General features: G+C 72.6%; 18 protein-coding genes. 5 read left to right on the plus strand and 13 right to left on the minus strand.

The features are described 5' to 3' along the window. Positions 1 to 74 precede the first annotated feature (74 nt). The gene (locus M8542_RS06250) at positions 75 to 515 is read right to left on the minus strand and encodes a winged helix-turn-helix transcriptional regulator (protein WP_257919035.1); all 441 of its coding nucleotides are present in this window, start codon (positions 513 to 515) and stop codon (positions 75 to 77) included. Between the two features lie 130 nt (positions 516 to 645). Here M8542_RS06250 and M8542_RS06255 point away from each other — a divergent pair, with 130 nt between their 5' ends. Beyond that, positions 646 to 1,842 (plus strand): thiolase family protein, encoded by a 1,197-nt coding sequence (locus tag M8542_RS06255; protein ID WP_257919036.1) that lies wholly within the window; start codon positions 646 to 648, stop codon positions 1,840 to 1,842. Here M8542_RS06255 and M8542_RS06260 read toward each other — a convergent pair. Both M8542_RS06260 and ligD read right to left on the minus strand, forming a co-directional pair. Continuing rightward, complete coding sequence (locus M8542_RS06260; RefSeq protein ID WP_257919037.1) at positions 1,773 to 2,183, minus strand: response regulator; 411 nt, start codon at positions 2,181 to 2,183, stop codon at positions 1,773 to 1,775. The two genes, M8542_RS06255 and M8542_RS06260, sit on opposite strands and share 70 nt — an antisense overlap. Positions 2,184 to 2,226: 43 nt before the next feature. Next, positions 2,227 to 3,174, minus strand: a complete 948-nt coding sequence (ligD, locus tag M8542_RS06265; protein ID WP_257919038.1) for a non-homologous end-joining DNA ligase — start codon at positions 3,172 to 3,174, stop codon at positions 2,227 to 2,229. A gap of 40 nt (positions 3,175 to 3,214) precedes the next feature. Here ligD and M8542_RS06270 point away from each other — a divergent pair, with 40 nt between their 5' ends. After that, positions 3,215 to 4,051 (plus strand): PHP domain-containing protein, encoded by an 837-nt coding sequence (locus M8542_RS06270; RefSeq protein WP_257919039.1) that lies wholly within the window; start codon positions 3,215 to 3,217, stop codon positions 4,049 to 4,051. Between the two features lie 34 nt (positions 4,052 to 4,085). Here the strand turns inward: M8542_RS06270 and M8542_RS06275 are convergent, their stop codons facing one another. The 9 genes from M8542_RS06275 to M8542_RS06315 all read right to left on the minus strand — a co-directional run bounded on the left by M8542_RS06275 (position 4,086) and on the right by M8542_RS06315 (position 21,968). Continuing rightward, complete coding sequence (locus tag M8542_RS06275) at positions 4,086 to 5,192, minus strand: glutathione-independent formaldehyde dehydrogenase (RefSeq protein ID WP_257919040.1); 1,107 nt, start codon at positions 5,190 to 5,192, stop codon at positions 4,086 to 4,088. Between the two features lie 63 nt (positions 5,193 to 5,255). Continuing rightward, positions 5,256 to 7,295 (minus strand): MDR family MFS transporter, encoded by a 2,040-nt coding sequence (locus tag M8542_RS06280; protein ID WP_257919041.1) that lies wholly within the window; start codon positions 7,293 to 7,295, stop codon positions 5,256 to 5,258. A gap of 83 nt (positions 7,296 to 7,378) precedes the next feature. After that, positions 7,379 to 8,215: an SDR family NAD(P)-dependent oxidoreductase gene (locus tag M8542_RS06285; protein WP_257919042.1), complete on the minus strand. Its 837-nt coding sequence runs from the start codon at positions 8,213 to 8,215 to the stop codon at positions 7,379 to 7,381. After that, positions 8,212 to 8,664, minus strand: a complete 453-nt coding sequence (locus M8542_RS06290; RefSeq protein ID WP_257919043.1) for a GNAT family N-acetyltransferase — start codon at positions 8,662 to 8,664, stop codon at positions 8,212 to 8,214. The genes M8542_RS06285 and M8542_RS06290 overlap by 4 nt, the downstream gene beginning before the upstream one ends. A gap of 45 nt (positions 8,665 to 8,709) precedes the next feature. After that, complete coding sequence (locus M8542_RS06295) at positions 8,710 to 9,879, minus strand: glycosyltransferase (protein WP_257919044.1); 1,170 nt, start codon at positions 9,877 to 9,879, stop codon at positions 8,710 to 8,712. After that, the gene (locus M8542_RS06300) at positions 9,879 to 10,685 is read right to left on the minus strand and encodes an alpha/beta fold hydrolase (RefSeq protein ID WP_257919045.1); all 807 of its coding nucleotides are present in this window, start codon (positions 10,683 to 10,685) and stop codon (positions 9,879 to 9,881) included. Before M8542_RS06300 ends, M8542_RS06295 begins: the two co-directional genes overlap by 1 nt. Beyond that, a complete protein-coding gene (locus M8542_RS06305; protein ID WP_257919046.1) occupies positions 10,682 to 10,987 on the minus strand; it encodes an acyl carrier protein in 306 nt (101 codons plus the stop codon). The genes M8542_RS06300 and M8542_RS06305 overlap by 4 nt, the downstream gene beginning before the upstream one ends. Continuing rightward, positions 10,984 to 15,246 carry a beta-ketoacyl synthase N-terminal-like domain-containing protein gene (locus M8542_RS06310; RefSeq protein ID WP_257919047.1) on the minus strand — a complete coding sequence of 1,421 codons (4,263 nt, stop codon included), beginning with the start codon at positions 15,244 to 15,246 and terminating at the stop codon, positions 10,984 to 10,986. Before M8542_RS06310 ends, M8542_RS06305 begins: the two co-directional genes overlap by 4 nt. Before the next feature lie 5 nt (positions 15,247 to 15,251). Next, positions 15,252 to 21,968, minus strand: a complete 6,717-nt coding sequence (locus M8542_RS06315) for a type I polyketide synthase (RefSeq protein ID WP_257919048.1) — start codon at positions 21,966 to 21,968, stop codon at positions 15,252 to 15,254. A gap of 780 nt (positions 21,969 to 22,748) precedes the next feature. Here M8542_RS06315 and M8542_RS06320 point away from each other — a divergent pair. Further along, positions 22,749 to 23,870, plus strand: coding sequence for a threonine synthase (locus M8542_RS06320; protein WP_257919049.1), 1,122 nt, complete (start codon positions 22,749 to 22,751; stop codon positions 23,868 to 23,870). After that, positions 23,867 to 24,490, plus strand: a complete 624-nt coding sequence (locus M8542_RS06325; protein ID WP_257919050.1) for a helix-turn-helix transcriptional regulator — start codon at positions 23,867 to 23,869, stop codon at positions 24,488 to 24,490. The genes M8542_RS06320 and M8542_RS06325 overlap by 4 nt, the downstream gene beginning before the upstream one ends. 1 nt (position 24,491) lies before the next feature. On the opposite strand, the gene M8542_RS06330 is transcribed toward M8542_RS06325, so the two are convergent. Continuing rightward, a complete protein-coding gene (locus M8542_RS06330; RefSeq protein WP_257919051.1) occupies positions 24,492 to 25,397 on the minus strand; it encodes a glutaminase in 906 nt (301 codons plus the stop codon). 158 nt (positions 25,398 to 25,555) lie between these two features. Here M8542_RS06330 and M8542_RS06335 point away from each other — a divergent pair, with 158 nt between their 5' ends. Next, positions 25,556 to 26,947 carry an amino acid permease gene (locus tag M8542_RS06335; RefSeq protein WP_257919052.1) on the plus strand — a complete coding sequence of 464 codons (1,392 nt, stop codon included), beginning with the start codon at positions 25,556 to 25,558 and terminating at the stop codon, positions 26,945 to 26,947. The last annotated feature ends 8 nt before the right edge of the window (positions 26,948 to 26,955 follow it).

Below are 26,955 nucleotides of genomic sequence, written 5' to 3' on the forward strand. Positions count from 1 at the left end.
GGGGTCTCAAGTCAACGCCCAAACGTCGAAAAGGCCTCCTCGCGGGGGATGCGAGGAGGCCTTTCCGGGGTGGGTCAGGAGTGGACGGCGCCCAGTCGGATCGCCTCGGTCCCGGGCGCGTTGACCGGCTCGCCGCAGTGGGCGCAGACGGTCGCCGGCCGCAGCACCTCACCGCAGGCGTGCCGCCATAGCGTGGGGGGTTCGCCCTGGTGGACGTACTTGTCACCCCAGGCCATCAGGCCGAGCAGGATCGGCTGGAGCGCGCGGCCGGCTTCGGTCGGGTAGTACTCGTGCCGCGGCGGGTGGGCCTCGTACTGGATCTTCTCGAGCACACCCGCGTCGATGAGCTTGCGCAGCCGCGCGGCCAGGATGTCGCGGCTCGCGCCGGTGTTCTCGGCGATCTGGTTGAACCGCCGCTCCCCCAGCATGATCTCGCGCAGCGCGAGCAGGCTCCAGCGTTCGCCGACGACCTCGAGGGCCTCGGCGACCGAGCATTCGCGACCACGCCGGACCATGCCGCCTCCCTGGGATTGAAAATCCAACCTAGCACGTCAAGCCCTGTGACCTGGCAGACAAGCGAGTTGTGGAATCCAACTCACCCGGCGTATACCGAAGGCATCCCCGATCTGCGAGGAGGCAGACGCCATGACGGACGCGGTGATCGTCGACGCGGTACGGACCCCGATCGGCAAGGGCAAGCCGAACGGCACACTGGCCGGGGTGCACCCGGTCGACCTGCACGCCCACGCGCTCCGCTCGCTCGTCGAGCGCACCGGCGTCGATCCCGCCCGGATCGACGACGTGATCAGCGGCGCCGTCGGCCAGATCGGCGAGCAGAGCATGAACACCGCCCGCTGGGCCCCGCTGGCCGCGGGCCTGCCGGAGTCGGTCCCGGCGGTGACCGTCGACCGCCAGTGCGGCAGCAGCCAGCAGGCCGTGCACTTCGCCGCGCAGGGCGTCCTGGCCGGCGCGTACGACGTCGTGCTCGCCTCCGGCGTCGAGTCGATGAGCCGGGTGCCGATGGGCAGCCAGGTGGCCGGGCGCGACCCGTTCGGCACGCAGGTCGCCGCGCGCTACCCCGACGGCCTCGTGCCCCAGGGCATCAGCGCGGAGCTGATCGCCGCGAAGTGGGGCTTTTCCCGGGCGCAGCTCGACGAGTTCTCCGCCGAGAGCCACCAGCGGGCGGCGAAGGCGTGGGCCGACGGGAAGTTCGCGGGCGAAGTCGCGCCGCTGAAGGCGCCCGGACCCGGCGGCGTACTCGTCGACGTCACGACTGACGAGACGGTCCGGCCGGGCACCACGCCGGAGATCCTCGCCGGGCTCAAGCCGGCGTTCCGCGCCGACGTCTGGGAGCAGCGGTTCCCCGACCTCGGCTGGCACGTCACCGCGGGCAACTCGTCGCCGATCAACGACGGCGCCGCCGCCCTGATGATCACCAGCGCCGAGACGGCGAAGGCGCTCGGCCTGCGGCCGCGGGCCCGGATCCACAGCTTCGCCGTCGTCGGCGACGACCCGCTGTACATGCTCACCAGCGTCATCCCGGCCACCCGCAAGGTCCTCGACCGCGCCGGGCTCAGCGTGTCGGACATCGACGCCTTCGAGGTCAACGAGGCGTTCGCGAGCGTGGTCCTCGCCTGGCAGGCCGAGATCGGCGCGGACCTGGCGAAGGTGAACGTCAACGGCGGCGCGATCGCGCTGGGCCACCCGCTCGGCGGCAGCGGCGCCCGCCTGGCGACGACACTGCTGTCGGTGCTGGAGCAGACCGGCGGCCGCTACGGCCTGCAGACGATGTGTGAGGCGGGCGGCCTCGCCAACGCGACCGTCATCGAGCGCCTGGACTGACTCGCCAGGTACTCCCGCAGCGCCGCCACGGCTCCCCCGGGATCCGCGGCGGCGACCGGGAAAACCTCGTCGTAGCCGGCCGCGAGCAGGTCCGCGCGCGGGCGGTCCAGGCGGCCGCCGAGCACGACCGGCAGCCCCGCCAGCGCCGGGTCGGCACGCACGCGGCGCAGCACGTCGAGTCCCGGGGCGCCCTGGGTCGTGGACAGCACCAGGCAGCCGGGCCGCGCGCGGCGGCAAGCCCGCAGCGCCTCGGTCGTCACGTGCACGGTGTGCCCCTCGCGTTCGAGGACCACCTGCAACGCCACGAGGCTCCACGCGGCCGCGTCCAACCCGGACAGCACGATCTCCACCCCGGGCAGATCCGCGAACCCGCCGGGAAATACGTCAGTCTTCGGGTGGCTCTTCGACGCCGTCGCGCTCGGCCCACTCCAGCAGCGGGTCGAGCGAGAACACGGCCTTGTCGATGCCCGCGTGGAGGTCGCCCAGCTCGGCGAAGCGGGCGGGGACGGTCGCGATGGTGAAGTCGCCCGGCTCGACGTCGTCGATCTCCTCCCACCGGATCGGCGTCGACACCGTGCCTTCCGGGTTGCCGCGGACCGAATAGGCACTGGCGATCGTGTGGTCGCGGGCGTTCTGGTTGTAGTCGACGAACAGCAGCCGCGGGTCGCGGTCCTTGCGCCACCAGGTCGTCGTGACGTCGTCCGGGGCCCGGCGTTCGACTTCGTGCGCGAAGGCCAAAGCCGCGCGCCGGACGTCCTTGAAGCCCCAGTCCGGTTCGATCCGGACGTAGATGTGCAGGCCGCGGCCGCCGGAGGTCTTGGGCCAGCCGACCGCGCCCAGCTCGTCGAGGATCTCGTGGGCCACGTGGGCGACCCGCCGGACGCGGTCGAAGCCGCAGTCGGGCATCGGGTCGAGGTCGATCCGCCACTCGTCGGGCTTTTCGGTGTCGGCGCGCCGGGAGTTCCACGGGTGGAACTCCACTGTGGACATCTGCACGGCCCAGGCGACGTGGGCCAGCTCGGTGACGCACAGCTCGTCGGCGTGCCGGTTGTAGCGCGGGAAGGTCACCCGGACGGTCTCCAGCCACGGCGGCGCGCCGTTCGGGACCCGCTTCTGGTGCACCTTCTCCCCCGCCACCCCGGACGGGAAGCGGTGCAGCATGCACGGCCGCTCGCGCAGCGCGTTCACGATGCCGTCGCCCACCGAGAGGTAGTAGTTGACCAGGTCGAGCTTCGTCTCGCCGCGGGCCGGGAAGTAGACCCGGTCCGGGTTCGAAATCCGCACTGTGTGCGGCCCAACTTCCAGCTCGACCGCCGCCGACTTCTGCGCCATACACTGACGCTAGCCCAAATCCGCCGATACCGTGGGGATCATGAGCCTGCCGACGGACGGTCACGTGCACACGGAATGGTCGTGGGACACCGTCACCGGGTCGATGATCGGCTCGTGCGAGCGGGCGCTCGAGCTGGGCCTGCCGTCGGTCGCGTTCACCGAGCACGCCGACCTGACCCCGTGGCTGATCCCGGAGCCGGTCCGGCCACTGCTGCCGGACCACTTCCGGGTCCGGTTGCGCCCCGACGGCGTCCTCGAACCGCCGGACCTCGACGTTCCGGGTTACCTGGCCTGCGTCGCGGAGTGCCGCGACCGGTTCCCGGACCTCAAGATCCTGTCCGGCGTCGAGCTGAGCGAACCGCACTGGCACCGCGACCGCGCCGACGCCCTACTCGAAGCCCACGACTTCGACCGCGTGCTCGGCTCCGTGCACTCCCTGCCCGAGGGCGGGCACCACCACGAGCTCACCGTCATCTCGGGCCGCCCACCCGGCGACGTCCTGCGGGCCTACCTCGGCGAAGTGCTCGGGCTCGTCGAATCGACAGCGGACTTCGCGGTGCTCGCCCACATCGACTACGCATTGCGCGCCTGGCCCGGCGAAGGGCCGCCGTTCGTCGCGGAGGACTTCGAAGACGAGTTCCGCACGGTGCTGCGCGCGCTCAAGGCGAGCGGGCGGGCACTGGAGGTCAACACCAAGGTGCCGCTGCCGGGCGAGGTCGTCCGGTGGTGGTTCGACGTCGGTGGTGAGGCGGTCGCCTTCGGCAGCGACGCCCACGAGCCCGGCCTGGTCGGGCACGGGTTCGCCGACGCCGCCGCGTTGGTCGAGGCGTGCGGCTTCCGCTGCGGCCGGACACCGCACGACTTCTGGCGCCGCTGACCCCGGCACTTTCACGTGAAAGTGCCGCTGAACCTCACGGGCGGAGCAGCACCTTCGTCCAGCCGTCTTCCCGGCGGTCGAACTTGTCGTAGCCCTCGACGGCCTGCTCCAGCGTCAGCTCGTGGGAGACGAGGAACGACGGGCTGGCCTTGCCGGCGATGATCAGGTCCCGCAGCATCCGGTTGTAGCGCTTGACCGGCGCCTGGCCGGTGCCCATCTGCTGGCCCTTCATGAAGAAGCTGCCGAAGTCCCAGCCGATCCGGCCCTGCTTGGCGCCCTCGTTCGCGGCGCCCGGGTCGTCGGGCAGGTAGACGCCGACCACGCCGATGCCGCCGGTCGAGCGGACAACCTGGACGAGGTTGTCCAGCACCAGCTCCGGGTGCTCTTCGCCGCTGTGGTCGTGCGCCTGGTAGCCGACCGCCTCGACACCCCGGTCGACCCCCGCGCCGCCGGTCGCGGCGAGGATCTGCTCGACGGGATCGGCCTCCGACAGGTCGATCGGCTGCGCGCCGATCTTCTCGGCCATCGCCAGCCGGTCGCGTTCCTTGTCCACGACGTACACCTCGGACGCGCCGCGGATCACCGCGCTGTGCGCCGCCATCAGCCCGACCGGGCCGGCGCCGAACACGGCGACGCGATCACCCGGCAACATCCCGGCCAGCTCGGTGCCGTGCCAGCCGGTCGGGAAGATGTCCGAGAGCATGGTGAAGTCATTCTCGTGCTCCGTGCCCGCGGGCAGGTCCAGCAGGTTGAAGTCCGCCCACGGCACCCGCAGGTACTCGGCCTGGCCACCGGCGTAGGGACCCATGTTGGCGTACCCGTACGCGGCGCCGTCCACGCCGTCGGTCGGGTTGGCGCGCAGGCAGAACGACGTCCAGCCGGTCTCGCAGTGGTGGCACGAGCCGCAGGCGATGTCGAACGGCACCGAGACCCGGTCACCGACCTTCATCCGGTTCACCCCGGCGCCGACCTCGACGACGAACCCCATGTTCTCGTGGCCGAGCACCTTGCCTTCCTCGACGTTGGTGCGGCCTTCGTACATGTGCAGGTCGGAGCCGCAGATGTTCGGCTGCTCGATCGTCGGCTCCGGCACGTCGGTCACCTCGACGTCGCGCGGACCCCGGTACACCACTGCCTTCATGCGCTCCTCCTGGTCCGGTTCCCCCTCTCGCAACCGGCTACCCGCGGTGCGCCCCGTTAAGCGTCAGGCCAGCGCGTGCCGTCCGTGCGTGCGGACCTCGGCGCTCTGGTCCAGCAGCCGGGCCGCGACCCGGCCGATCGCCGCGTCCAGCTCGGCGCGGTTGCCGGTGCCCCAGTCGCCGAGCCGCGAAGCCAGCCAGTCGTGCCAGGCGCGGACGACCTTGCCGAACTCCTCGCGTCCGGCGTCGGTCAGCTCCCAGCCGTCCCGCGTGTAGTGCAGGTGGCCGGTCAGTTCCAGGCGGTTGAACGCCGGCTCCAGCACCGGCGCCGGGACGCCGAAGTACTCGCCGATCGCCTTGAGCGTCGCCGGCTCGCCGCGGCGGTGTCGCAGGTGGACCTGCAGCAGGCACCAGATCCCGCCCTCGTCGAGGTCACTGCCCGCGCGTTCGACGATCGCGGGGGCGACCTTGCGGCGTTCGCGGAAGAACAACGTCGCGACCGCGCGTTCCAGCTCGCGGTCGTCGGTGCGGGCCTCGGGCATCGCGAAGCCGTCGCCGAGGTCCGGGGCCGCCGCGCGGGCCGTGTCGCGCAGCGGGACCTCCTTGAGGAAGAACGCCAGCGCGAAGGCGACCAGCCCGACCGGCGCCGCGGCGAGGAACACGACGTGCAAGGAGTCGCTGTAGGCCTGAATCACCGGCTTCGAGACGGCGTCGGGCAGCGCGTGCAGGGCGGTGGGCACCTGCACCGCCCGCGGGTCGACCCCCGGCGGCAGCGGGTGGGCCGCCAGCGCCGCGGTCAGGTTCGGCGTCAGCTGGTTCGCGTAGACCGTGCCGAAGATCGCCGCGCCGAACGAGCTGCCGATCGAGCGCAGGAACGTCACGCCCGAGGTCGCGACGCCCAGGTCGGCGTAGTCGACGGTGTTCTGCACGGCGATGGTCAGCACCTGCATGCCCAGCCCGATCCCGAGCCCGAGCACGGCCATGTAGGCCGACGCCTCCCAGAAGCCGGTGTCGCTGTCCAAGCGGGAGAGCAGGTAGAGCCCGATCGTCATGCCCGCGGCACCGACCAGCGGGAAGATCTTGTACCGGCCGGTCCTGCTCACCGCGTTGCCCGCGGCAATGGACGCGACGAGCAGCGCCAGCACCATCGGCAGCAGCCGCACCCCGGACGTCGTCGCCGACGTGCCCTGGACGTACTGCATGTAAGTGGGCAAATAGGACAACGCGCCGAGCATCGCGAACCCGACGACGAAGCTCATGATCCCGCCGACCGTGAACACCGGGTTGCGGAACAGCCGCATCGGCAGCATCGGCTCCTTCGCCCGCAGTTCGACGAAGACGAACGCGGCCAGCAGCACCACCGAGCCGATCGCCATCCCGATGATCGTCGGCGAGCCCCACGCGTACTGCGTGCCACCCCAGCTGGTGACGAGCGTCAGGCCGGTCGCGGCCAGGCCGATGAGCAGGATCCCGGCGTAGTCGATCACCGGCTTGATCGCCGCGCGCGCGTTCGGCATCGCCGAGGACGCGACGATCAGCACCACGATGACCAGCGGGATGTTGACGTAGAACGCCCACCGCCACGACAGGTGGTCGACGAAGAACCCGCCGAGCATCGGCCCTGCCACCGTCACGACGCCGAACACCGAGCCGAGCACGCCCTGGTACTTGCCGCGCTCGCGCAGCGGGACGACGTCGGCGATCAACGCCGTCGAGGTGACCATCAGCCCGCCGCCACCCAGCCCCTGCACCGCGCGCCAGACGATCAGCCACACCATGCTGTCGGCGAACCCGGCGCAGAACGACCCGACGCCGAACACGATCACCGACAGCTGGAACATCAGCTTGCGGCCGAAGAGGTCGCCCAGCTTGCCGACCACGACCGTCATGATCGTCTCGGCCAGCAGGTAGGACGTGACCACCCAGGACAGGTGCCCGGCCCCGCCGAGGTCGCCGACGATGGTGGGCAGCGCGGTGCCGACGATGGTCTGGTCCAGCGCGGCCAGCAGCATTCCCAGCAGCACCGCGCCGAACACGGCGTTGACCCGCGCCTTGCTCAGCGGCACCGGTCCTGGCTCGTGGGTGACCTCCGCGGTGGCCGTCATCTCCGCACCCTCCTGGCTCGGCCTCCGAGGCTAGTGCGCGCCGTCCACTGTGGATAGCCACCCGTTCCGGTGGTCCCGGCCGGTCAGAGGGTCCAGCGCGCCCGCGGTGGCGATTCGAGGACGAGCTCGCCGTCGACGGCCGCGGCGATCTCCTCGGGGGTCCAGACCTCCCGGTGCAGCACGGGCCGGATGATGGCGGGCTGCCGGACGGCGTGCAGGTGCCCGTCCGCGAGCCGGAGCACCTGCCCGGTGACCCCGGCCGAGAGGTCGCTGAGCAGGTAGGTCACCAGCGGCGCCACCCGCTCCGGCGGGTGCGCGTCCGGGTTGCCGCGCGGGTCGGCGGCCATCAGCCGGGTCCAGGCGATCGGGCTGACGGCGTTGACCCGCACCCCGCGCCCGGCCAGGTCGGCCGCCCATGAGTAGGTCATCGACGCCACCGCGCCTTTCGACGCCGAGTAGGCGGCGGCGCCGCGTTGCCCGATCATGGACCCCGAGGTCACGTTGACGATGACACCGTTGCCCTGGGCCACCATCACCTCGGCGGCCGCCGTGCCGCAGTGGAGCGGGCCGAGCACGTTGGTCTCGACCAGGGCGCGGGTCCGCTCGGCGTCGTCGTCCTCCCACGGCCGCGCGTGGTAGCCGACGGCGGCGTTGTTCACCAGGCCGTCGAGGCGGCCGAAACGGTTGCCGCACAACGTGATCAGCCCGCGGGCGTAGTCCGCGTCGGCCACCGAGCCGACGCTCGCCACCGCGGTGCCGCCGGCCGCCTCGACCAGGGCGGCGGTCTCGTGCGCCGGTTCCGCGTCGACGTCGTTGACGACGACCGCCGCGCCGTGGTCCGCCGCGTGCCGAGCGAAGGCCCGGCCCAGTCCGCGGCCGGCGCCGGTGATCACGACGACCCGGCCGTCCAGCAGGCTCATGCGCGCGACAATGTCACCAAGAACGGACGGAAGCCACGGTTTTCGTAGAATGCGAGCGCGGTTTCGTTGCGCGCGTACGCGCTCACCGTGACTTCGTTCGCCCCGCGGTCCCCGGCCCAGGTGAGGAACGCGTCGACCAATTCGCCACCGACACCTTCGCGACGCCGTTCCGGCGCGACCCGCATGCTTTCCAGCTGGGCCCGCACGGCGCCCGGGCGCAGCTCGTCCGGCGGCAGCAGCCGGCCGATCAGGTGGCCGGCGCCGTCGCCGGCGAGCAGGCACAGGCAGTCGGGGTCCTGGACCCGGCCGGTGTAGTAGACGAGACCTTCGCGAGCCGGCCACCCGGTGTCCAGGAACGGGTCGCGGCTGCCGCCGTCTTCGACGAACAGCGCCGCGGCCGACTTGATGAGTTCCGGGACGTCTTCGGCGACACACACGGAAACAGTCATACCCAGCACCGTAACCTCGGCCCATTTCATTGTAAATTTCGGCTTTCAGAATTTCACGTGGGCGAGGCTCTCCAGCGCGAGCTGTTCCAGGTGCCCGGCCGCGGCGGCACTTCCCCCCGCCGCGTGGAACGACGCCGCCACCGTCTCCGCCGCCCGGCGGTAGGACGGCTCGGTCAGCACCTCCTCGACCGCCGCGGCGACGCGGCCGGCGTCCGCCCGGCCGAAGCGCAGCCGGACGCCCGCGCCGGCCGCCACCACCTGGGCCGCCACGATCGGCTGGTCGTCGCGGATCGGTGCCACCACCAGCGGCAACCCGTGCCAGAGCGTCTCGCAGACGGTGTTGTGGCCCGCGTGGCACAGCACCGCGTCGACCCGGGTCAGCAGCGGCAGTTGCGGGACCTGCGGGCGCACCAGGACGTTCGGCGGGACGTCGCCGAGCACGCCGCCCGGGTCGGCGATCACCGCGCGCGCGGGCAGCCCGGCGAACGCGGCCGCCGCCGCGGCGAGGAACCCCGCGCCCGCTTCGGTGTTGGCCGTGCCCAGCGAGACCAGCACGGTCGGGCGGAGCGGGTCGAGCCACTCCCACGGAAAGTCCGTTGTGGACGGACGCGAGCCCAGCGCCGGTCCGACGAGCCGCACCCGTGGCGGGAGCGTGGCCGCGCCGAGCAGTTCGCGGGTGGTGAAGGCCAGCACGCCGTGCGGGGAAAACCGCGGGTCCGCCGAGCCGCGGCCGCCGGCGATCCGCGTCCGCAGGTCCGCGACCAGCGAGCCGACCCACTCCGCGACCTTCGGCATCCCGGCGAGCGGGTCCACCAGCTCGGCCGAGGTCGACGCCGAGGTCACCCACGGCAGGCCGCGGGCTTCGGCCAGCAGCCCGCCGGCCAGCGCCTGCTGGTCGGCGACCACCACGTGCGGGCCGAACGCGTCGATGGCCGCGCCGACCCCGGGCGCCATCGCGTCGGCCAGCGGGACGAGGAAGTCCTGCCAGAGGAACCGCAGCGCGGCGGGTCCCTTGAGCTCGGGTGGCCGGGCGGGGGCGCCGGGCGGCAGGCCGCAGGAGAACACGAGCGCGTCCGGGCCGGCCAGCTGCCACAGCAGCTCTTCGTGCCCGGCCCAGGCGACCTCGTGCCCGCGCGCGGCGAGCTCGGCCGCCACGCCCGCGGCCGGGTTGACGTGCCCGACCAGCGGCGGGACCACGAACAGGAACCGGGCCACTACCGCACCCGGGCCGGGACGCGCGAGGTGTCGCGGACCCACTCGAAGATCAGCTCGATCACCTCGGCCGTCCGCTCGACCAGCACCGAGTGGCCCTGATCGGGCAGCACGACGCAGCGGCAGCGGTCCAGGTGCGACTCGAAGTGCGGGACCTGCGCGGCGAGCCCGGAGTCGCCACCGAAGATCGCGAACACCGGGCAGCGCACCGCCGAGAGGTCGGCCGCGATCGTCGCGCTGCGGGGGACGTCGTCGGCGATCGTGGTGGTCTGCAGGATCTTGTTCGCCGCCTTGGACAGCCGGGCGGTGTGGGCGCCGTGGTTCTCGGCGATCCAGCCGATGACCTCGTCGATCGCCAGCCGGGTCTTCGCGTCGGCGAGGCCGTCGGCCATGTGCCGCGTCCACTCTTCGGTCGGCGGCTCGCCTTCGATGACGACGACGCTCGCGACCCGGTCGGGCCGGGCGGCGGCCAGCCCGAACGCGACCGAGGCGCCGAAGGAGTTTCCCACAACGTGCACCGGGCGCGTGATCCCGGCCGCGTCGAGGACCGCGACGAGGTCGCCGACGAACTGCTCCAGGTGGTAGCCGGCGGTCGGCCGGGTTGTGCGGCCGTGCCCGCGCAGGTCGTACATCAGCACGTCGAGACCCTGTTCGGCGAACGCCGGGCCGAGGGTGAAGTAGTAGCTGGCGAGGCTGTCGGTGAGCAGGCCGTGGACGCAGACGACGACCGGCGCGTCCCCGTCGAGCGGCACGTCCGGGGTGAGCCGCTGGACGTGCACGTCCAGCTCACCCGCGCGGAGCCGGCTCACGCGCTCGCCCGCAGCGAGGTCACGATGTGCCCGACGAGCTCGCCGACGGTCAGCGCGATGATCTCGTCGAGGTCGCGCTCGGCGATGAAGGTCGCGAAGTTGACGCGGTCGCCGTAGTGCTCGCGCAGCTGCCCGGACAACGCCACCAGGTCGACGCTCTCCAGCTCGAGGTCGTCGTGGAACGTCGTGTCCATGGTGATCTCGGCGTCGTCCAGCCCGTACTCCTCGAGCAGCTCACGCAGCATTGCGGCGACCCGGGCGAGCACAGTCACCTCGTCAGCGGCCGTGGTCTCGATGCTCATTCCGCGGTCTCCTTCGTCTCTTCGGTCCAGGCGACGACGTAGCGGCGGGGCGGGTGCGCGACATCCGCGCACCGGACGCGGTGGTCCCGCCCGGCGGCGCGGACGGTGAGCTCGGCCGCCCCGGCCGCGACGACCTCGAAGTCGCGGGGCTCGCCCCGCAGGCCGGTGCCGAGCAGCTTCGCGACGGCTTCCTTCGCGGTCCAGAACCGGGCGAACCAGCGCTCCGGGTCACCGGCCAGGCTCGCGAACAGGGCCTGCTCGCCCGCCCCGAGCGCGGCGTCCACAGTGGACCCCGAGCGGGCGGCGACCTCTTCGACGTCGATGCCGCACGGCCCGTGGCGGGCGATCGCCACGCCGACTTCCCCGCGGTGCGCCACCGAAACCGTCAGCGGCGGCAGCACCCGGCCGTACGCTCCGGTCGCGAACGGACGGCCGGCCTCGTCGTTGCCGATGCGCAGCTCGGCGGGGAACATCTCGGGCTCGCCCCCGGCCCAGAGGAACTGGCGGACGGCGTCCTTGGCGGCGATCCGCCCGAGCAGCCACTGCCGACGGCCGCGCGGCGGGCGGTGTTCGTAGGCGTCGCGTTCGGCGCCGGCGAGGTAGTTGCGCATGATCAGCTCACGGGTGGCCAGGTCCGGCCACTGCTCGCGCACCAGCGCCCAGCCTCCCGGCTGCTCCTTCGACAGCGTCGAGCGCTCGGGGGTCCGGTCGGCTTGCCGGACGTCCGGGGTGCTGTCGAACCGGCGGTCGCGCCAGCCGGTGAACTCGGCCCAGACCCGGCCTCGGTGGACGAGCTGCATGTCGGCGTCGAGGAACTCTTCGGTCAGCGAGGTGATCTTGACCAGGCACTCCAGCCGCTCCCCCGGCGCCGGGTGCGGGCCGTGGAACCGGATCTCCCGCATGGCGACCGGGAAGACGGTGGTGCGGTCGGTCAGCCGGGACATGATCCAGTAGCCGAGGACCTGGCCGACGTTGTCGAGCAGGGCACCCGGCGCGGCGGGCGTGGTCAGCACGGCCCGCGCGTGCCGGTCGCCGACCGCGGTCAGCTCGGTGACGCCCTGGAAGCGCGGACCGTGGAACATCCAGCGGTCGGCGTACAGCTCGGCCGCGGTCGTCGCCGGCACCTGCTCGGTTTCCGCGGCGAACCGCCACGGCGCGGGTGCGTCCGCCGGGTAGGCCGGAGCGAGCTCGACGACGGCTTGGGAGTAGCCGTCGAACGCGGCCAGCACCCGGTCGGCGCCCCTCGGCCGGACGCGCACCGGCACGGTGACCGCCGGGACGGCCGTGATCCACTGGGTCAGCCGGACGTCGTGCACGGCGACCGCGCGCCGCCCGGGCGCGGCCTGCTCGGCGAAGCCCATCAGGTGATCGATCACCGTGGTGGCCGGCACCACCGGCCAGCGGTCGCCGGGGTCCGCCTGCGGTGGCTGCTTGAAGAAGCAGTGGTCGAGCAGGTACGGCATCGTCTCGATCGAGACGTCGAGGGTCGTGTCGAGGTCCTTCGGCGCCGGGAGGCGGCGAGCCGGTCCGGAGAGCACTGTGGACGCGAGCGCGGCGGTGTCCTCCAGCAACGCGGCGAACTCCGCGGCGAGGGGCCCCTTACCGGCCAGGTCACCCACGGTGGAGGGCCGGGTGGCCGGCAGCGCGATGCGTGCGCGGACCTGCTCGTCCAGCGAGATCAGGCGGCCGCCGAGGTCGAGCTTGACCGCCCTCGACGCGCTCTGGCGTTCGCCGGGCAGGCGGGCGAAGTCGGCGTCGAGCCCGTCTGTCCACAGCGCGGTGGCGACACGGCGCAGCTGCGCGAGCCCGGGACGCTGTGCCGAATGGGCGGCGACGACCAGGTGGTCTTCGCCGTGCAGGGTGTCCCCGACCAGGGAGCCGAGCTGACCCGCACCGAGCTGGACGAACGCGCGGAAGCCGGCGTCGTGCAGGGCTCGCACGAGCGGGCGGAACCGGACCGGCTCCAGGAGGTGCCGGACGAACAGCTCGCGGACGTCGGCTTCACCGGCCGGGTACTCCGACACGGTGGTCGCCGACCAGAGCGGCGGCTTCGGCGGGTGCAAGGTGAAGCGCGCGGCCGCTTCGCGGATCGGGCCGAGGTACGGCCGCAGCATCGGGGTGTGGAAGCCGGAGCGGAACGGCAGCACCTGCGCGACGATCCCGGCGTCGCGGAACCGCGCGACGAGCGCGTCGACCTCGGCGGCCGGGCCGCAGATCATGGCCTGGTGGGGCGAGTTGTCGTGGGACAGCACGACGTCCTCGCGCCCGGCCAGGGCGTCGAGGACGCTCGCCGCGGAGGCGCCGACCGCCGCGAACGCGAGACCCGGCACCACCAGCGCGTCCGGGTCGAACCCGGTGAGGAAGGCGTCGACCTCGTCCTCGGCGTACACCCCGGCGACCGCCATCGCGGTCCACTCGCCCAGGCTGTGCCCGGCGACCGCGTCCGGCTCGACGCCGAGCCGGCCCAGCGCGGTGTGGAGCAGGCGGCCGAGTTCGAACACGGCGGTCCCCTGGCGGCCGACGTCGCCGATCTCGACGTCGGCGTGCCGCCAGGGCAGGCCGAAGTGGCGGGCGACGTCGCCGCAGTTCAGCGCGAGCTCCGACTCCAGGCCGGGGAAGACGAAGGCGAGCTTCCCGCCGCCGGGGCCGAGCAGCGGCCGGTCGGTGAACCAGACGTCGTTGCGGCCCCGCCACGGCTTCCCCCGCCCGACCGCCTTGCGGGCCAGGGCCAGCCGCTTCTCCGTCGGGTCGACCACGCCGAGCCGGACCGGACCGTCGCCGGTCGCCGGTTTGCCGGGCCGGTCGAGCAGGTCGCGGAGCTCGTCGACCGAGCGCGCGGCGAGCCGCAGCACGCGTTCGGGCTCACGCACCACGACCGGCGGGACGTGGCTCGGCGCTTGCTCCAGCACGACGTGGGCGTTGATGCCGCCGAAGCCGAACGCGTTCACCCCGGCCCGGCGCACCGGCGCGTCCCACGGCTTGGCGCTGTCCAAAGTGGAGAACCGGGTCTTCGCCAGCGCCGGGTGCGGGTCGTCGCAGTGCAGGGTCGGCAGCAGGACACCGTGGTGCACGGCGAGCGCCGCCTTGACGAGCCCGGCGATCCCGGCGGCGGGCATGGTGTGCCCGATCATCGACTTCACCGAGCCGAGCACCGCCGCGCCGGCACGGCCGAAAACCTCTACCAGGGTCGCGAGTTCGGCCGCGTCACCGGCCGGGGTCGCGGTGCCGTGGGCTTCCAGGAGCCCGATCGAGTCCGGGTCGGCCGGATCCAGTCCCGCGGTGGCCCACGCCTGGCGGACCGCGCGGACCTGACCACCGGAGTCCGGGTTGGCCAGGCTCGCGGTGCGCCCGTCGGAGGCGACGCCGGTGCCGGTGATCACGGCGTAGACGCGGTCGCCGTCCCGCTCGGCGTCGGCGAGACGCTTGAGCACGACGACACCGGTGCCCTCGCCGATCAGGACACCGTCGGCGTCGCGGTGGAAGGGCCGGATGCGCTCGGTCGGCGAGAGCGCGCCGAGCTGGGTGAACACGCTCCAGAACGTGATGTCGTGGCAGTGGTGCACGCCGCCGGCGAGCACGACGTCGCAGCGGCCGCTCGCCAGTTCCGACACGGCGTGGTCGACGGCGATCAGCGAGGACGCGCACGCGGCGTCCACTGTGTACGCCGGGCCGCGCAGGTCGAGCCGGTTGGCCAGCCGGGACGCGGCCAGGTTGGGCACCAGCCCGATCGCGGACTCCGGCGCTTCGGGGCCGAGCTGGTCGGTGAACGCCTGCCGGACCGCGTCGAGCCGCTCCTCGCCCAGTTCCGGCAGCAGCTCGCCGAGGGTGCGCACGAGCTGGCTGGCGGTGCGGACGCGCTGGTCGAGGCGGACCAGCCCGGGCGTCAGGTAGCCGCCGCGGCCCAGCACGACCCCGACCTTCGCGCGGTCGGCGGGCAGCCGGTCCGGCCCACCCGCGTCGGCGACGGCCTGGGCGGCCACGCGCAGCGCGATCAGCTGGTCGGGTTCGGTGGTGGACACGGAGTTCGGCATGATCCCGAACCCGGTGACGTCCACTTCGGCCAGTTCGTCGACGAACCCGCCGCGGCGGCAGTAGACGCGGTCCGCGCGCCGCTCGTCCGGCGCGTAGTGCGTGCCGTCCCACTTCTCGGGCGGCACCTCGGTGATGGCGTCGACACCGCCGACGAGGTTGCGCCAGTACGCCGCCAGGTCCGGGGCGCCGGGCAGCAGCACCGACATCCCGACGATGGCGACGCGCATGTCCGTCACCACCCCGAGGCGGTGTAGACGACCGCGGTCGTGTCGGGGCGGCCCCACGCCAGTTCGCGCAGCAGGGCGAGGGTGCCTTCCTCGGGGTCGATCAGGGCGATGCCGCGGCGGGCGTAGTCACGCATGAGCTCGGGGGTGACCATGCCACCGTTCGGGCCGGTCGGCGCCCAGGGTCCCCAGTGGACGGTCACCGCCCGGCCGGCGGGCCACTGCCGGCCGAGGGTTTCGAGCGCGTCGTTCGCGGCGGCGTAGTCCGCTTGGCCACGGTTGCCGAGGGTGGCGGCGATGCTGCCGAAGAGCACGACGAACTTCGGCTCGTCCGGCAGGTCCGCGGTCGCCTCCAGGAGGGTCCGGGCGCCGTCCGCTTTGGTGCCGTAGACGCGGGCGAACGACTCGGGCGTCTTCTCGGCGACGAGCTTGTCCTCGATCACGCCGGCGGCGTAGACGATGCCGTCGAGGCGGCCGTGCTCGGCGTGGATCTCCTTGACGGCGCGGTGCACGGCTTCGGCGTCGAGGATGTCGACGGACTGGTAGCGCGCCGCCCCGCCGAGCTCGCGCAGAGTGGCCCGGACCTCGCGTTCGCCTTCGATCCGCCGGACGGCCCGTTCGATCTCGGCGGGGACGGTCAGCCCGCCCGCGATGAGCGCGGCACGCAGGTCCTTGGCCGACGCGGCCTGGGGATATTCGTCGTCGGCGGCGGGCACGGGCGTCCGGCCGAGCAGTTCGATCCGGCAGCCCGCGGCGGCGGCCAGGCCGGCGGCGAACCGGGCGGTGATGCCCCGGGCGCCGCCGACGAGCAGCACGACGGAGTCGCGGTCGAGACCGAGCGCGGCGGCTTCGGCGGCGCCGTCACCGGCCGGCCCCGCGCCACTGCTGCCGAGCAGGCCGAGGCTCTCCTCGGTCATCCGGAAGCCGCGGCGGGCACCACCGCCGACCCGGACCACCGGTTCCCGGTCCACAGTGGACAACTCGGCGACGAACGCGGCGGCCTGCGCGTCGACGCCGGCGGCCGGCTCCAGTTCGACCACGCGGGCCCAGGTTTCGGGGTACTCACGAGAGATGCTGCGGTAGAAGCCGCGCAGGCCTTCTCCCGGGCCCGCGGTGAGCAGCCACCTCGGGTTCTCGGCCAGGGCCGAACGGTACTTCGTGAAGTCGGCGGGCAGCGCCGGGCCGGCGTCGGGGTCCGGTAGGTGGAGCACGCCGTCGACTTCGATCTCGTCGACGACGGTCGCACCCAGCGCGGTGAGCTTGGTCTGTACGGCCTCGGCCAGCGGGCCGTGGCCGAGCAGGCGGAACCTGCGCCCGGCGACGTCCGGGACTTCGGCGGGCGCGAGGTCGAACGGGGTCATGACCAGCCGTTTGGGCGCGATGATGACCGGCGCTTCAGCGGTTTCCACCACAACCGGCGCCGCGGGCGCACCGCCGATCAGGTCGGCGATCGCCGCGGCGGTCCGGGCCTTGGCGAACTCCTCGACGTCACCACCGGCCAGCCCCAACCGCGACGCCAGCTCACCCGCGATCTCCGCCCGCTTGATCGAGTCCACACTCAAATCAGCCTCAAGATCGAGATCCGGCTCGATCATCTCCACCGGATACCCGGTCCGCTCCCCGATCACGCTCACCACGGTCTCCAGCACCGAGGCCGCCGGCGGCTCCACCCCGATCAGCTCGGCGATCGCCGCGGCCGTCCGGGCCTTCGCGAACTCCTCGACATCACCACCGGCCAGCCCCAACCGCGACGCCAGCTCACCCGCGATCTCCGCCCGCTTGATCGAGTCCACACTCAAATCAGCCTCAAGATCGAGATCCGGCTCGATCATCTCCACCGGATACCCGGTCCGCTCCCCGATCACCTCGACCACGGTCTCCAGCACCGAGCGCCCCAATGTGGCCTTCGGTGCGTCAGACGCACCCAAGGCGGCCTTCGGTGCGTCTGACGCAACCAAGGCCACATTGGGGCGCATTGGCGCCGGCGCGGAGCTGCCCAGGAAGCCCAGGAGGACGTCGCGCTGGGCCGCGATCATCTCCCGGCTCGTCTTCAGGAAGTCCGCCACCATCTCCTCGGACGACGACGAAGGCGCCGGCGCCGGGGCCGAAAGGCCGAGGGAGACTCGGGAAGCCGGGTGGAGGGCGTCCGCCGGGATGGTGCCGTCCGCCGTCCGGAGCAGGTGGCCGTCGACCGTCCACCCGGGACGCTTCGGCCGCGGCGCCGAAGCCGCGTCGACAGCGTCGCGACCGCGGAACAGCCAGCCCGTCTCGATCCGCACCCCCGACACCGCCAGCTGCGCCAACGCCGCGAGGAAGCCCGGCACCCCACGACGTCCCGGCTGCTCGAAGCCGACCGTCCGATGGGGGCGGTCACCGAGGATGGCGCCGACCTGCCTGGCCAGCACCGCACCCGGCCCGGCCTCGACGAACACCCGCGCCCCGGCCGCGTACATCGCCTCGACCTGCTCGACGAACCGGACCGGCGAGCCCACCTGCGCCGCCAGCTCGCCGCGGATCTCGTCCGGATCCGCCGGGTACGGCCCCGCGGTCCGGTTGCCGTACACCGGGACGGCGGGCCGCACGACGCCGATCGCGTCCAGGGCCCGGCCGAACTCCTCGCCCGCCGCGGCCACCAGCGGGCTGTGGAACGCACACGCGACCGAGATCCGCTTGGCGCCGAGCCCGGCCTCGCGCAACCGCAGCACCGCCGCGTCGACGTCGGCCGTCGGCCCGGAAATCACCGTCTGCCGCGGTGAGTTGTGGTTCGCCAGGACCACAGTGGACGCACCGAGCACCGCCTGCACGTCCGCGGCCGGCGCGGTGACCGCCGCCATCGCGCCCGGGTCCCCAGCCGGGACCGCGTCGAGGATCGCCGCGGCCCGGGCGTGGCTGGCGTGCAGCAGCGCTTCGGGGGTGAAGGTCCCGGCCGCGGCCAACGCCGTCAGCTCGCCGTAGCTGTGCCCGCCGACCATCGCGGGCCGGACACCGGCGCGGGTCAGCAGCCGGAACGCGGCCAGCCCGGCCAAGCCGAGCGCCGGCTGGGCGACCCGGGTGTCCGTGACGCACTCCGCGAGCGCCTGGCGCGCCGGCTCCCCGAACACCGCCGGCCCGAACACGACATCGGCGGTCGGCGCGTCCAGGCGCAGGTACCGCTGCAGCTCGGGAAAGGTGACGAACAGCTCGGCGAACATGCCCGGCCGCTGGCTGCCCTGTCCCGGGAACAGCAGCGCGACCTCGCCGGGCTCGGCATCGTCCGCGCGGAACACCCCGGGCGTCTCCCGGCCGGCCAACGCGTCTCGCAGCTGTGCCACCAGTTCGTCCACAGTGGACGCCACGACCGCGAGCCGGACCCGGCCGCCCGCCTCGGCGCGCCGGGACGCGCTCAGCGCGAGGTCCCGCAGCCGCCACGGCTGCCCTCCCGCCGGGACGTCCGAGGCCAGCGCGAGCAGCGCGTGCGCGGCGGAGTCCGTGGTGAAGGTGAACAGCTCGGCGGGCCACGCGTCGCCGGTCTGGGCGGGTGGCACGTCGTCGTGGGCGGCGAGCACGACGTGGAAGTTCGTGCCGCCGAAGCCGAACGCGCTGACCCCGGCGAACCGGTCCGCGGCCGGGGTGGTCCACGGCTGCGCGGCCGACTGGAACACGAACGGGCTGGTCGAGCCGTCCCACGCCGGGTTCGGCGACGTGAGGTGCAGCGTCGGCGGCTTGACGCCGGTGTGCAGCGCGAGCGCGGTCTTGATCAGCCCGGCCAGGCCCGCGGCGCACTTCGTGTGCCCGATCTGGGACTTCACCGAGCCGATCGTGCAGCCGCCCGGCGCGGCGCCGGCCTCGGTGAACACCTTGGTCAGCGTGCCCAGCTCGGTCCGGTCCCCGACCACCGTCCCGGTCCCGTGCGCCTCGACCAGCCCGACGCGCGCGGGCGACACCCGCGCGTTGCGGTAGGCGCGGGTCAACGCGGTGTGCTGGCCCTCCGGCCGGGGCGCGGTGAGGCCCAGCGCGCGGCCGTCCGATGCCGCGCCGACGCCCTTGATCACGGCGTACACGCGGTCGCCGTCGCGTTCGGCGTCGGCGAGCCGTTTCAGTGCGACGCAGGCGACACCTTCGCCGAGGGCGATGCCGTCGGCCGCGCTGTCGAACGTCGCCGACCGCCCCGTCGGCGACAGCGCATGCGCCGACGCGAACAGCAAATAGTCGTTGATCCCGTTGTGCAGATCCGCGCCACCACACAACACCAGATCGCTGGTCCCGGCGGTCAGCTCCTTGCAGGCGACGTCGACCGCGGTCAGCGACGAGGCGCACGCGGCGTCGACGGTGTAGTTCGCGCCGCCCAGGTCGAGCCGGTTGGCGATCCGCCCGGCGATGACGTTGGCCAGCACGCCCGGGAACGAGTCCTCGGTGATCCGCGGCAGGCGTTCGTCCAGTTCGGCCGGGAGTTCGCCCACATAGGACGGCAGCACGGTGCGCAGGCTCATCGCGTTCGACAGGTCGCTGCCGGCCTCGGCGCCGAAGACCACCGACGTCCGGGCGCGGTCGAACGCGCGGTCTTCGTAGCCGGCGTCGGCGAGCGCGCGGTGCGCGGCCTCCAGGGCGAGCAGCTGCACCGGTTCGATGCTGGCCAGCGACGACGGCGGGATGCCGTACTTCAACGGGTCGAAGCCGATCTCGGGCAGGAACCCGCCCCAGCGCGACGGCGTCTTCTCGCCTTGGCCCTGCGCGTCGTAGTACAGCGAGGTGTCCCAGCGCTGGGGCGGGACTTCGGTGACCGCGTCGGCGCCGGCCAGCACGTTCGCCCAGAACGTCGCCAGGTCGGGGGCCTGCGGGAACATGCAGGCCATGCCGACGATCGCGATGTCGAGCGGCTCGGGCGCCGGAGGTTCGGGCGCCGAAACCCCGAACGCGGCGGCCCGCTCGCGCAGGAACGCGTTCGCGCCCTCGCCGACGGCGTGGTGCAGGTCGGCGATCGTCGTCACCGCCGAGCGCAGCACCGCGACCTCGCCCGCCATGAACATGCCCTCGGCCAGCTGCCGATCCTCGCTGACGTCCCGCAGTTCGGCGCCGTCGCGTTCGATGCCCTTGCTGGCCAGCCGCAACCGGCCGACATTGAGCTGTTCCAGCCGCTCCCAAGCGTCGCGGCTCGGCACGCCCGCTTCGGCAAGCCCGGCCTTGATCGCCGCGTACTCCGTGGTGAACGGGCTGCGGACGCAGCGGGTGGCGTGCCCCGGCGCGGTTTCGAGAAGATCGGTGTGCTCGGCGCCGAGCAGCTCGCGCTGGAACAGCGGCAGCACCGCCCCGGCCTCGACCGCCTCGCGGGTGAAGAGGTAGGCGGTGCCCATCAGCACGCCGATCGCGGCACCGCGCGCGGCGACCGGTGCGGCGAGTGCGGCGACCATCGCGGCCGACCGCTCGTCGTGGATCCCACCCGCGAACAGAACTTGAACGTCGGCATCCGGGAAGTCGGCGAGCACGCCGAGCTGCGCCTCCCACAGCGGGAAGCTCGTGCGCGGTCCGACGTGCCCGCCGCATTCCGAGCCTTCGAAGACGAACTTGCGCGCCCCGGCTTCGAGGAACTGCTTCAGCAACCCCGGCGACGGGACGTGGAGGAACGTCGAAATCCCGGCGGCCTCGAGCGCCGCGGCCTGCGCGGGACGGCCGCCGGCGATGATGGCGTGGGTGGGCCGCAGCTCCCGGATCACCTCCAGCTGCGAGGCTTTCACCTCTTCCGCGGCGAACCCGAGGACCCCGACACCCCACGGCGCGTCCCCGACGGCGTCGCGGGTCCGCTCCAGCACATCGCGGGTCTGCTCCGGGCCGGACAGGGCCAGCGCGATGAACGGCAGAGCCCCGCCCGCGGCGACCTCGGCGGCGAACGCGGGCTGGTCGCTGACCCGCGTCATCGGTCCCTGCGCGATCGGCAGCTCCGTCCCGAACGCGTGGTTGCCCGGTCCCAGCACCGGGATTTCCGCGCGGAGGGCATCGCCGATGGCGTCGGAGAGGCCACGCACCGCCGCGGTGACCGTGCCCCAGCGGTCGCGGAACCGGGTGGCGAGGAAGACGTCCTGGCCGGCTTCGACCGGCTCGACGCCGTGGCGCGTGAGCAGCCGGACGCCGTCCACGACCGCCGTTTCGGAACCGTCCAGGCCGCTGACCGCGAAGGTGAGCGCCGCCGGGAGCTCGGCTTCCGGCAGCAACGCGAGCTGGGTGTCGAGCACGACCCCGGCCGCGCCACCGGCGACCGCGGCCGCGGCGGTGTGCGGCCCGATCCCGCCCGCGGCCCAGACGCCGACGTCGAGCGCGTCGTCCGCGAGCAGGGCCTGGAGCAGCACGAACGTGCTCAGCTCGCCGACCCGGCCGCCGCATTCGTGCCCCCGGGCGATGAGTCCGTAAGCGCCGCCGGCGACGGCCCGCGCGGCCGACGCGCGCGAGGTCACCTCGGCCAGCACGCGCCGGCCCGGGAAGTCGCGCGCGGTGCACGACGAGTCTTCGGTCAGCAGAACCGTGGTCGCCGCCTCCGGCAGGTCGGCGCCGGCGTGCGACAGCCGGACGCCGAACTCCGGCACGTGCCACTCGCCGAGCAACGCGAGCTCGTCGGCGGCCGCGCCGCCGGTCAGGTCCAGCACGCCCAGCCCGCCCCCGCGCGCGGCGGCCGCGACAGCGCGGGCCGAAGGCCACCGCAGGGGCGACACCGCGACGACCGGCGCCGGTTCGCAGTCGGCTTTCGAGACACGCATGGGAACTCCCGCTATGCACGAAAGGGTGATGGGCAACGGGGTGTACTTAAGCGGGTTCATCCCGTTCCGTCAACAACCCACCATGATTTCGTCGCGACCGTTCAGAAAATTCGGGATCGACCAGCGCGAGGACGCAAGAATTTAACGTGTACGTCATGTACCACCGGCTGGGAGCAGTCGAGCGGAGCTGCCCGGGAGGTGATCAGGTGGCGGCCGGACCACCCGGCACCTGCGGTCCGGCTGCCACACACCCCCGGATGGGGCAAGCCTTCTCACCCGGTGGACGCAGTGTCACTGACCACATCGGACCACACCGTTCGACTGGGCCGCCGTTTCCGGCACACCACCGGAAAGTGTCGTCGCGGTGAAATCGACGACACCGGAAAACCGGCTCGCAACAAAACGAACAATGGCATTCCGGAAGTTCTGCCGACCATTCACCCGGCACTTTTACCCGCAGCCGAAAGTAGTGCCCGGGAAATCCGCGGCCGGGCCGGCGCCCCCCGCAAGTCCACTGTGGATTCTGCCGGGCACCGGGATTCCTCGTGCTCACACGACCCGCCCCCGGCCGGATGCGAGCCATCCGGCCGCCGGGACACCGCTCATCAGCGAGTACGACTCCCGGTATTCGACCGGACACCATCGGTGCGGCCGAACGCGAGTTCGCCAAGAATTTTCCACTCTCCCGTGACAGATTTTCCTGAGAAGAAGCTGAATCTGTTTCGCATACTTGCCGGTAACCTTAGACAGATCGTCTATACTTCGACCATCTGTCCAGCCGTGGAGGTGGTCGTGCAGTACTCCTACGTCGACGAGCGCTCAGGAAGGCGCTACCCGGGTGACCCGCTGCGGTGGCGGGGTGACGACGGCGCCCCGCTGACCGTCGAGCCGATGCCCGGCCTGCGTCCGGGCGACGTCGACACCGGGGTCCGGTCGCTCTGGCGGTACCGCGCCGCCCTGCCGGGCGACCTGCGCCCGGTCTCGCTCGGCGAAGGCTGCACGCCACTGGTCCCCCGGCCTTGGGGTGCCGCCGAGGTGCGGTTCAAGCTCGAATGGTTCAGCCCGACCGGCAGCTTCAAGGACCGCGGCTCGAGCGTCATGGTCTCCGCGGTGGCCGGCGCCGGCGCGACGGAGCTGCTCGAGGACAGCTCCGGCAACGGCGGCTCGTCGGTGGCGGCCTACAGCGCGGCAGCCGGCGTCGCGGCGACGGTCCTGGCCCCGGAAGGGACGTCGCCGGCGAAGGTGCTGCAGACCCGCGCGTACGGCGCGACCGTCGAGCTGGTCCCCGGGACCCGCGACGACACCGCCGCCGAGGCGGTGCGCCGGTCGGCGGAGACGACCTACGCGAGCCACAACTGGCACCCCTTCTTCCTGCAGGGCACCAAGACACTGGCCTACGAGCTGTGGGAGGACCTCGGCTTCCGCGCCCCGGACGCGATCGTGACGGTCGCCGGCGCCGGCAGCATCGTCCTGGGCTGTGACCTGGGGTTCGGCGAGCTCCTCGCGGCCGGGTCGATCACCCGCCGACCGCGGCTGCTGGTGGCTCAGCCCCGCAACTGCTCCCCGATCGACGCGGCGGTCCACGACCGGCAGCCGCCGCCGTTCGCCCCGACGGTCGCGGAGGGCACGGCGATCCGGCAGCCGGTGCGGCTGCCGGAGGTGGTCGCGGCGATCCGCCGCTCGGGTGGCGACACGGTCGCGATCGAGGAGGACGCCATCGCCGCGGCCGCCCGCCGGCTGGCATCGCTGGGCCTCTACGCGGAGCCGACGAGCGCGACCGCCGCGGCGGCGATCGACGTGTTCCGCGAGCGCGGTGCGATCCGCCCGGGCGAGACGACGGTCGTGGTGCTCACCGGCTCCGGCCTGAAGGCGCCGGCCATCCTCGGGAAGCTGATCGGATGACCCCGGCCGAGGACGAGCTGCTCCTGCGCGAGACCGAGAAGATCGCCCAGGCCATCGGCCGGATGTTCCCGGGCCTGTGCGAAGTGGTCCTCCACGACCTGCGCGACCCGGCCCACGCCGTCCGCGCGATCGAAGGCGGCCTGTCCGGGCGCGCCGTCGGCGACCCCGCGACCGAGCTGGGCCTGGCCCGGATCGCCGACCCCGGCTTCCCCGACGTCCTGCAGAACTACCCGAACCGCTTCCCCGACGGCCGGCCGGCGAAGAGCACGTCGATCGGGATCCGCAACTCGGGCGGGGAGTACGTCGCGGCCCTGTGCCTCAACCTCGACGTCTCCCTGCTCGGGTCCGCGGCCCACGCCTTGACCCGCCTCACCCGCACCGACGAGCCGGCGCCATTGACGGAGTCCCTGCGCGCCCGCACGGGCGACGAGCTGCGGACGCTGGTCGAGGACTACGCGACCGAGCGCGGCCACACCCCACGCAGCCTGCCGGCGGCGGGGAAGAAGGACCTCGTCCGGTCGTTGAAGGAGCGCGGGTTCCTGGAGCTGAAGCACGCGGTGCCGACCTTGACCGACCTGCTCGGCATTTCGCGGGCCAGCGTTTACAACTACCTGCGCTGACTCAGAAGATCGACCAGCCGGTCAGCGTGGTGAACCGGTCCAATGCGGACACTCCCGCGACGGAGTTGCCCCGCGCGTCCAGGCCCGGGCTCCACACGCACACCGCGCACCGGCCCGGGACCACCGCGACGATGCCGCCGCCGACGCCGCTCTTGCCCGGCAGCCCGACGCGGTAGGCGAACTCGCCCGCCGCGTCGTAGGTGCCGCACGTCAGCATCACCGCGTTGATCCGCTTCGCCGCGCTGAGCTCCAGCAGCCGGGAGCCGTCGTTGCGGACGCCGTGGCGGGCCAGGAACAACGCCGAGCGGGCGACGTCCGCGCAGCTCATCGCGATCGAGCACTGGCGGACGTACTGGTCCAGCACCGACGGCACCGGGTGGCGCATGTTGCCGTAGGAGGCCATGAAGTAGGCCAGCGCGCGGTTGCGGTCGGCGTGCCCGGCTTCCGACGCGGCCACCTCCGGGTCGACGTCGATGTCCGGCCGGCCGGACTCTTCGCGGAGGAAGGACAGCAGCGCCGTCACCGCGTCGCCGTGCCGCGCGAGCTCGTCGGTCACCACCAGGGCACCGGAGTTGATGAACGGGTTGCGCGGGATGCCGTCTTCGTGTTCCAGCTGCACCAGTGAGTTGAACGGGTCGCCTGACGGCTCGCGGCCCACGCGCGCCCAGACGCCGTCGCCGCGGGAGAGCACCAGCGCGAGAGTGAACACTTTGGACATGCTCTGCACCGAGAACGGCCGCCGCCAGTCGCCCACGCCGTGCAGGCCACCGTCCACTTCGGCCACCGCCATGCCGAACCGGTGCGGCTCGACCCTGGCCAGGGCGGGGATGTAGTCCGCGACGGCGCCGCGGCCGACCTCGGGCGCGACGTCGCCGGCGATCCTGTCCAGCAGCGCCGCGAGGTCCACGGCCGTAGCCTAGAAGCAGCGCGGGCCCGGCCGCGCGGCACCCCTGTCAAATCGAAACCGGGCAACAGCGGGAAAAACTGGCAGTGATCTCCCGCACACCTTAAGTCTTCCTTATGGTGCTTGGTGACTTGCCGCACAACCTCTAGCGTCCGTGAACCATGGATTCCTCGCTCGTCACCGAAAAAGGTGAAAGCTACTCAAAAGCACTGGGCAACCGCCAAGTGCAGATGATCGCCATCGGCGGCGCGATCGGCGTCGGGCTGTTCCTCGGCGCCGGCGGCAAGCTCCACCAGGTCGGCCCGTCGCTGGTGCTCTCCTACGCCCTCTGCGGGGTGGCCGCCTACTTCGTGATGCGCGCGCTCGGCGAGCTCGTCCTGCACGAGCCGAGCTCCGGCAGCTTCGTCACCTACGCGCGGAAGTTCATCGGCCCGTGGGCCGGTTTCGCGTCGGGCTGGATGTACTGGGTGAACTGGGCGATGACCGGGATCGCGGAGATCACCGCGGTCGCGATCTACGTGCACAAGTGGCTGCCGGACGTGCCCCAGTGGATCACCGCGCTGGTCGCCCTCGGCGTGCTGCTGGCGGTGAACCTGCTGAGCGTCAAGCTGTTCGGCGAGCTGGAGTTCTGGTTCTCGGTGGTCAAGGTGCTGGCCATCGTGGTCTTCCTGGTCACCGCGATCGGCCTGGTGCTCACCAGCGCCGACATCGGCGGCACCCCGGCCGGCGTGCACAACCTGACCGACCACAGTGGATTCTTCCCGGCGGGCGTCGGCATCGCGCTGATGACGCTGCAGGCGGTCATCTTCGCCTACTCGGCCATCGAGGTCGTCGGCATCGCGGCCGGCGAGACCAAGGACGCCCGCAAGGTGCTGCCCAAGGCGATCAACGGCGTGGTGTGGCGGATCGGCGTGTTCTACGTCGGGTCCGTGCTGATGCTGGCGATGCTGCTGCCCTGGCCGTTCTACAATGGCGACGAGAGCCCGTTCGTCACGGTGTTCAGCCGCCTGGGGATCCCGGGCATCGGCGACGTGATGAACGCGGTCGTGCTGACCGCGGCGCTCTCCAGCGTCAACTCCGGGCTCTACTCGACCGGCCGCATCCTGCGTTCGCTGGCCGAGAAGGGCGAGGCGCCCTCGTTCGTCAGCCGGATGAACTCCCGCCACGTGCCCTACGGCGGCATCATGTTCACCTCCGTCGCGTACCTGCTCGGCGTGGTGCTGAACTACCTGGTGCCCAAGGACGCCTTCGACATCGCCATCGCGATCGCCTCGCTCGGCGTGATCACGACGTGGGCGACGCTGGTGATCTGCCAGATGCGCCTGCGCCAGGCCGCCCTGCGCGGCGAGCTGGAGCGGCCGTCGTACCGGATGCCGTGGGCGCCCTACTCGGGCTGGGCGACGCTGGCGTTCCTGGCCCTGGTGGTGGTGCTGATGGGCTTCTCCGACGGCGCCGAGAAGATCGCGTTCTACTCGATCCCGGTGCTGGTGATCGTGCTGGCGGTCGGCTGGCGCGTGATCTCGAAGCGGCGCGAACGCACCCCGCTCGGATAGCCCGCCGG

Source organism: Amycolatopsis iheyensis, from assembly GCF_024703995.1.
Lineage (GTDB): Bacteria > Actinomycetota > Actinomycetes > Mycobacteriales > Pseudonocardiaceae > Amycolatopsis > Amycolatopsis iheyensis.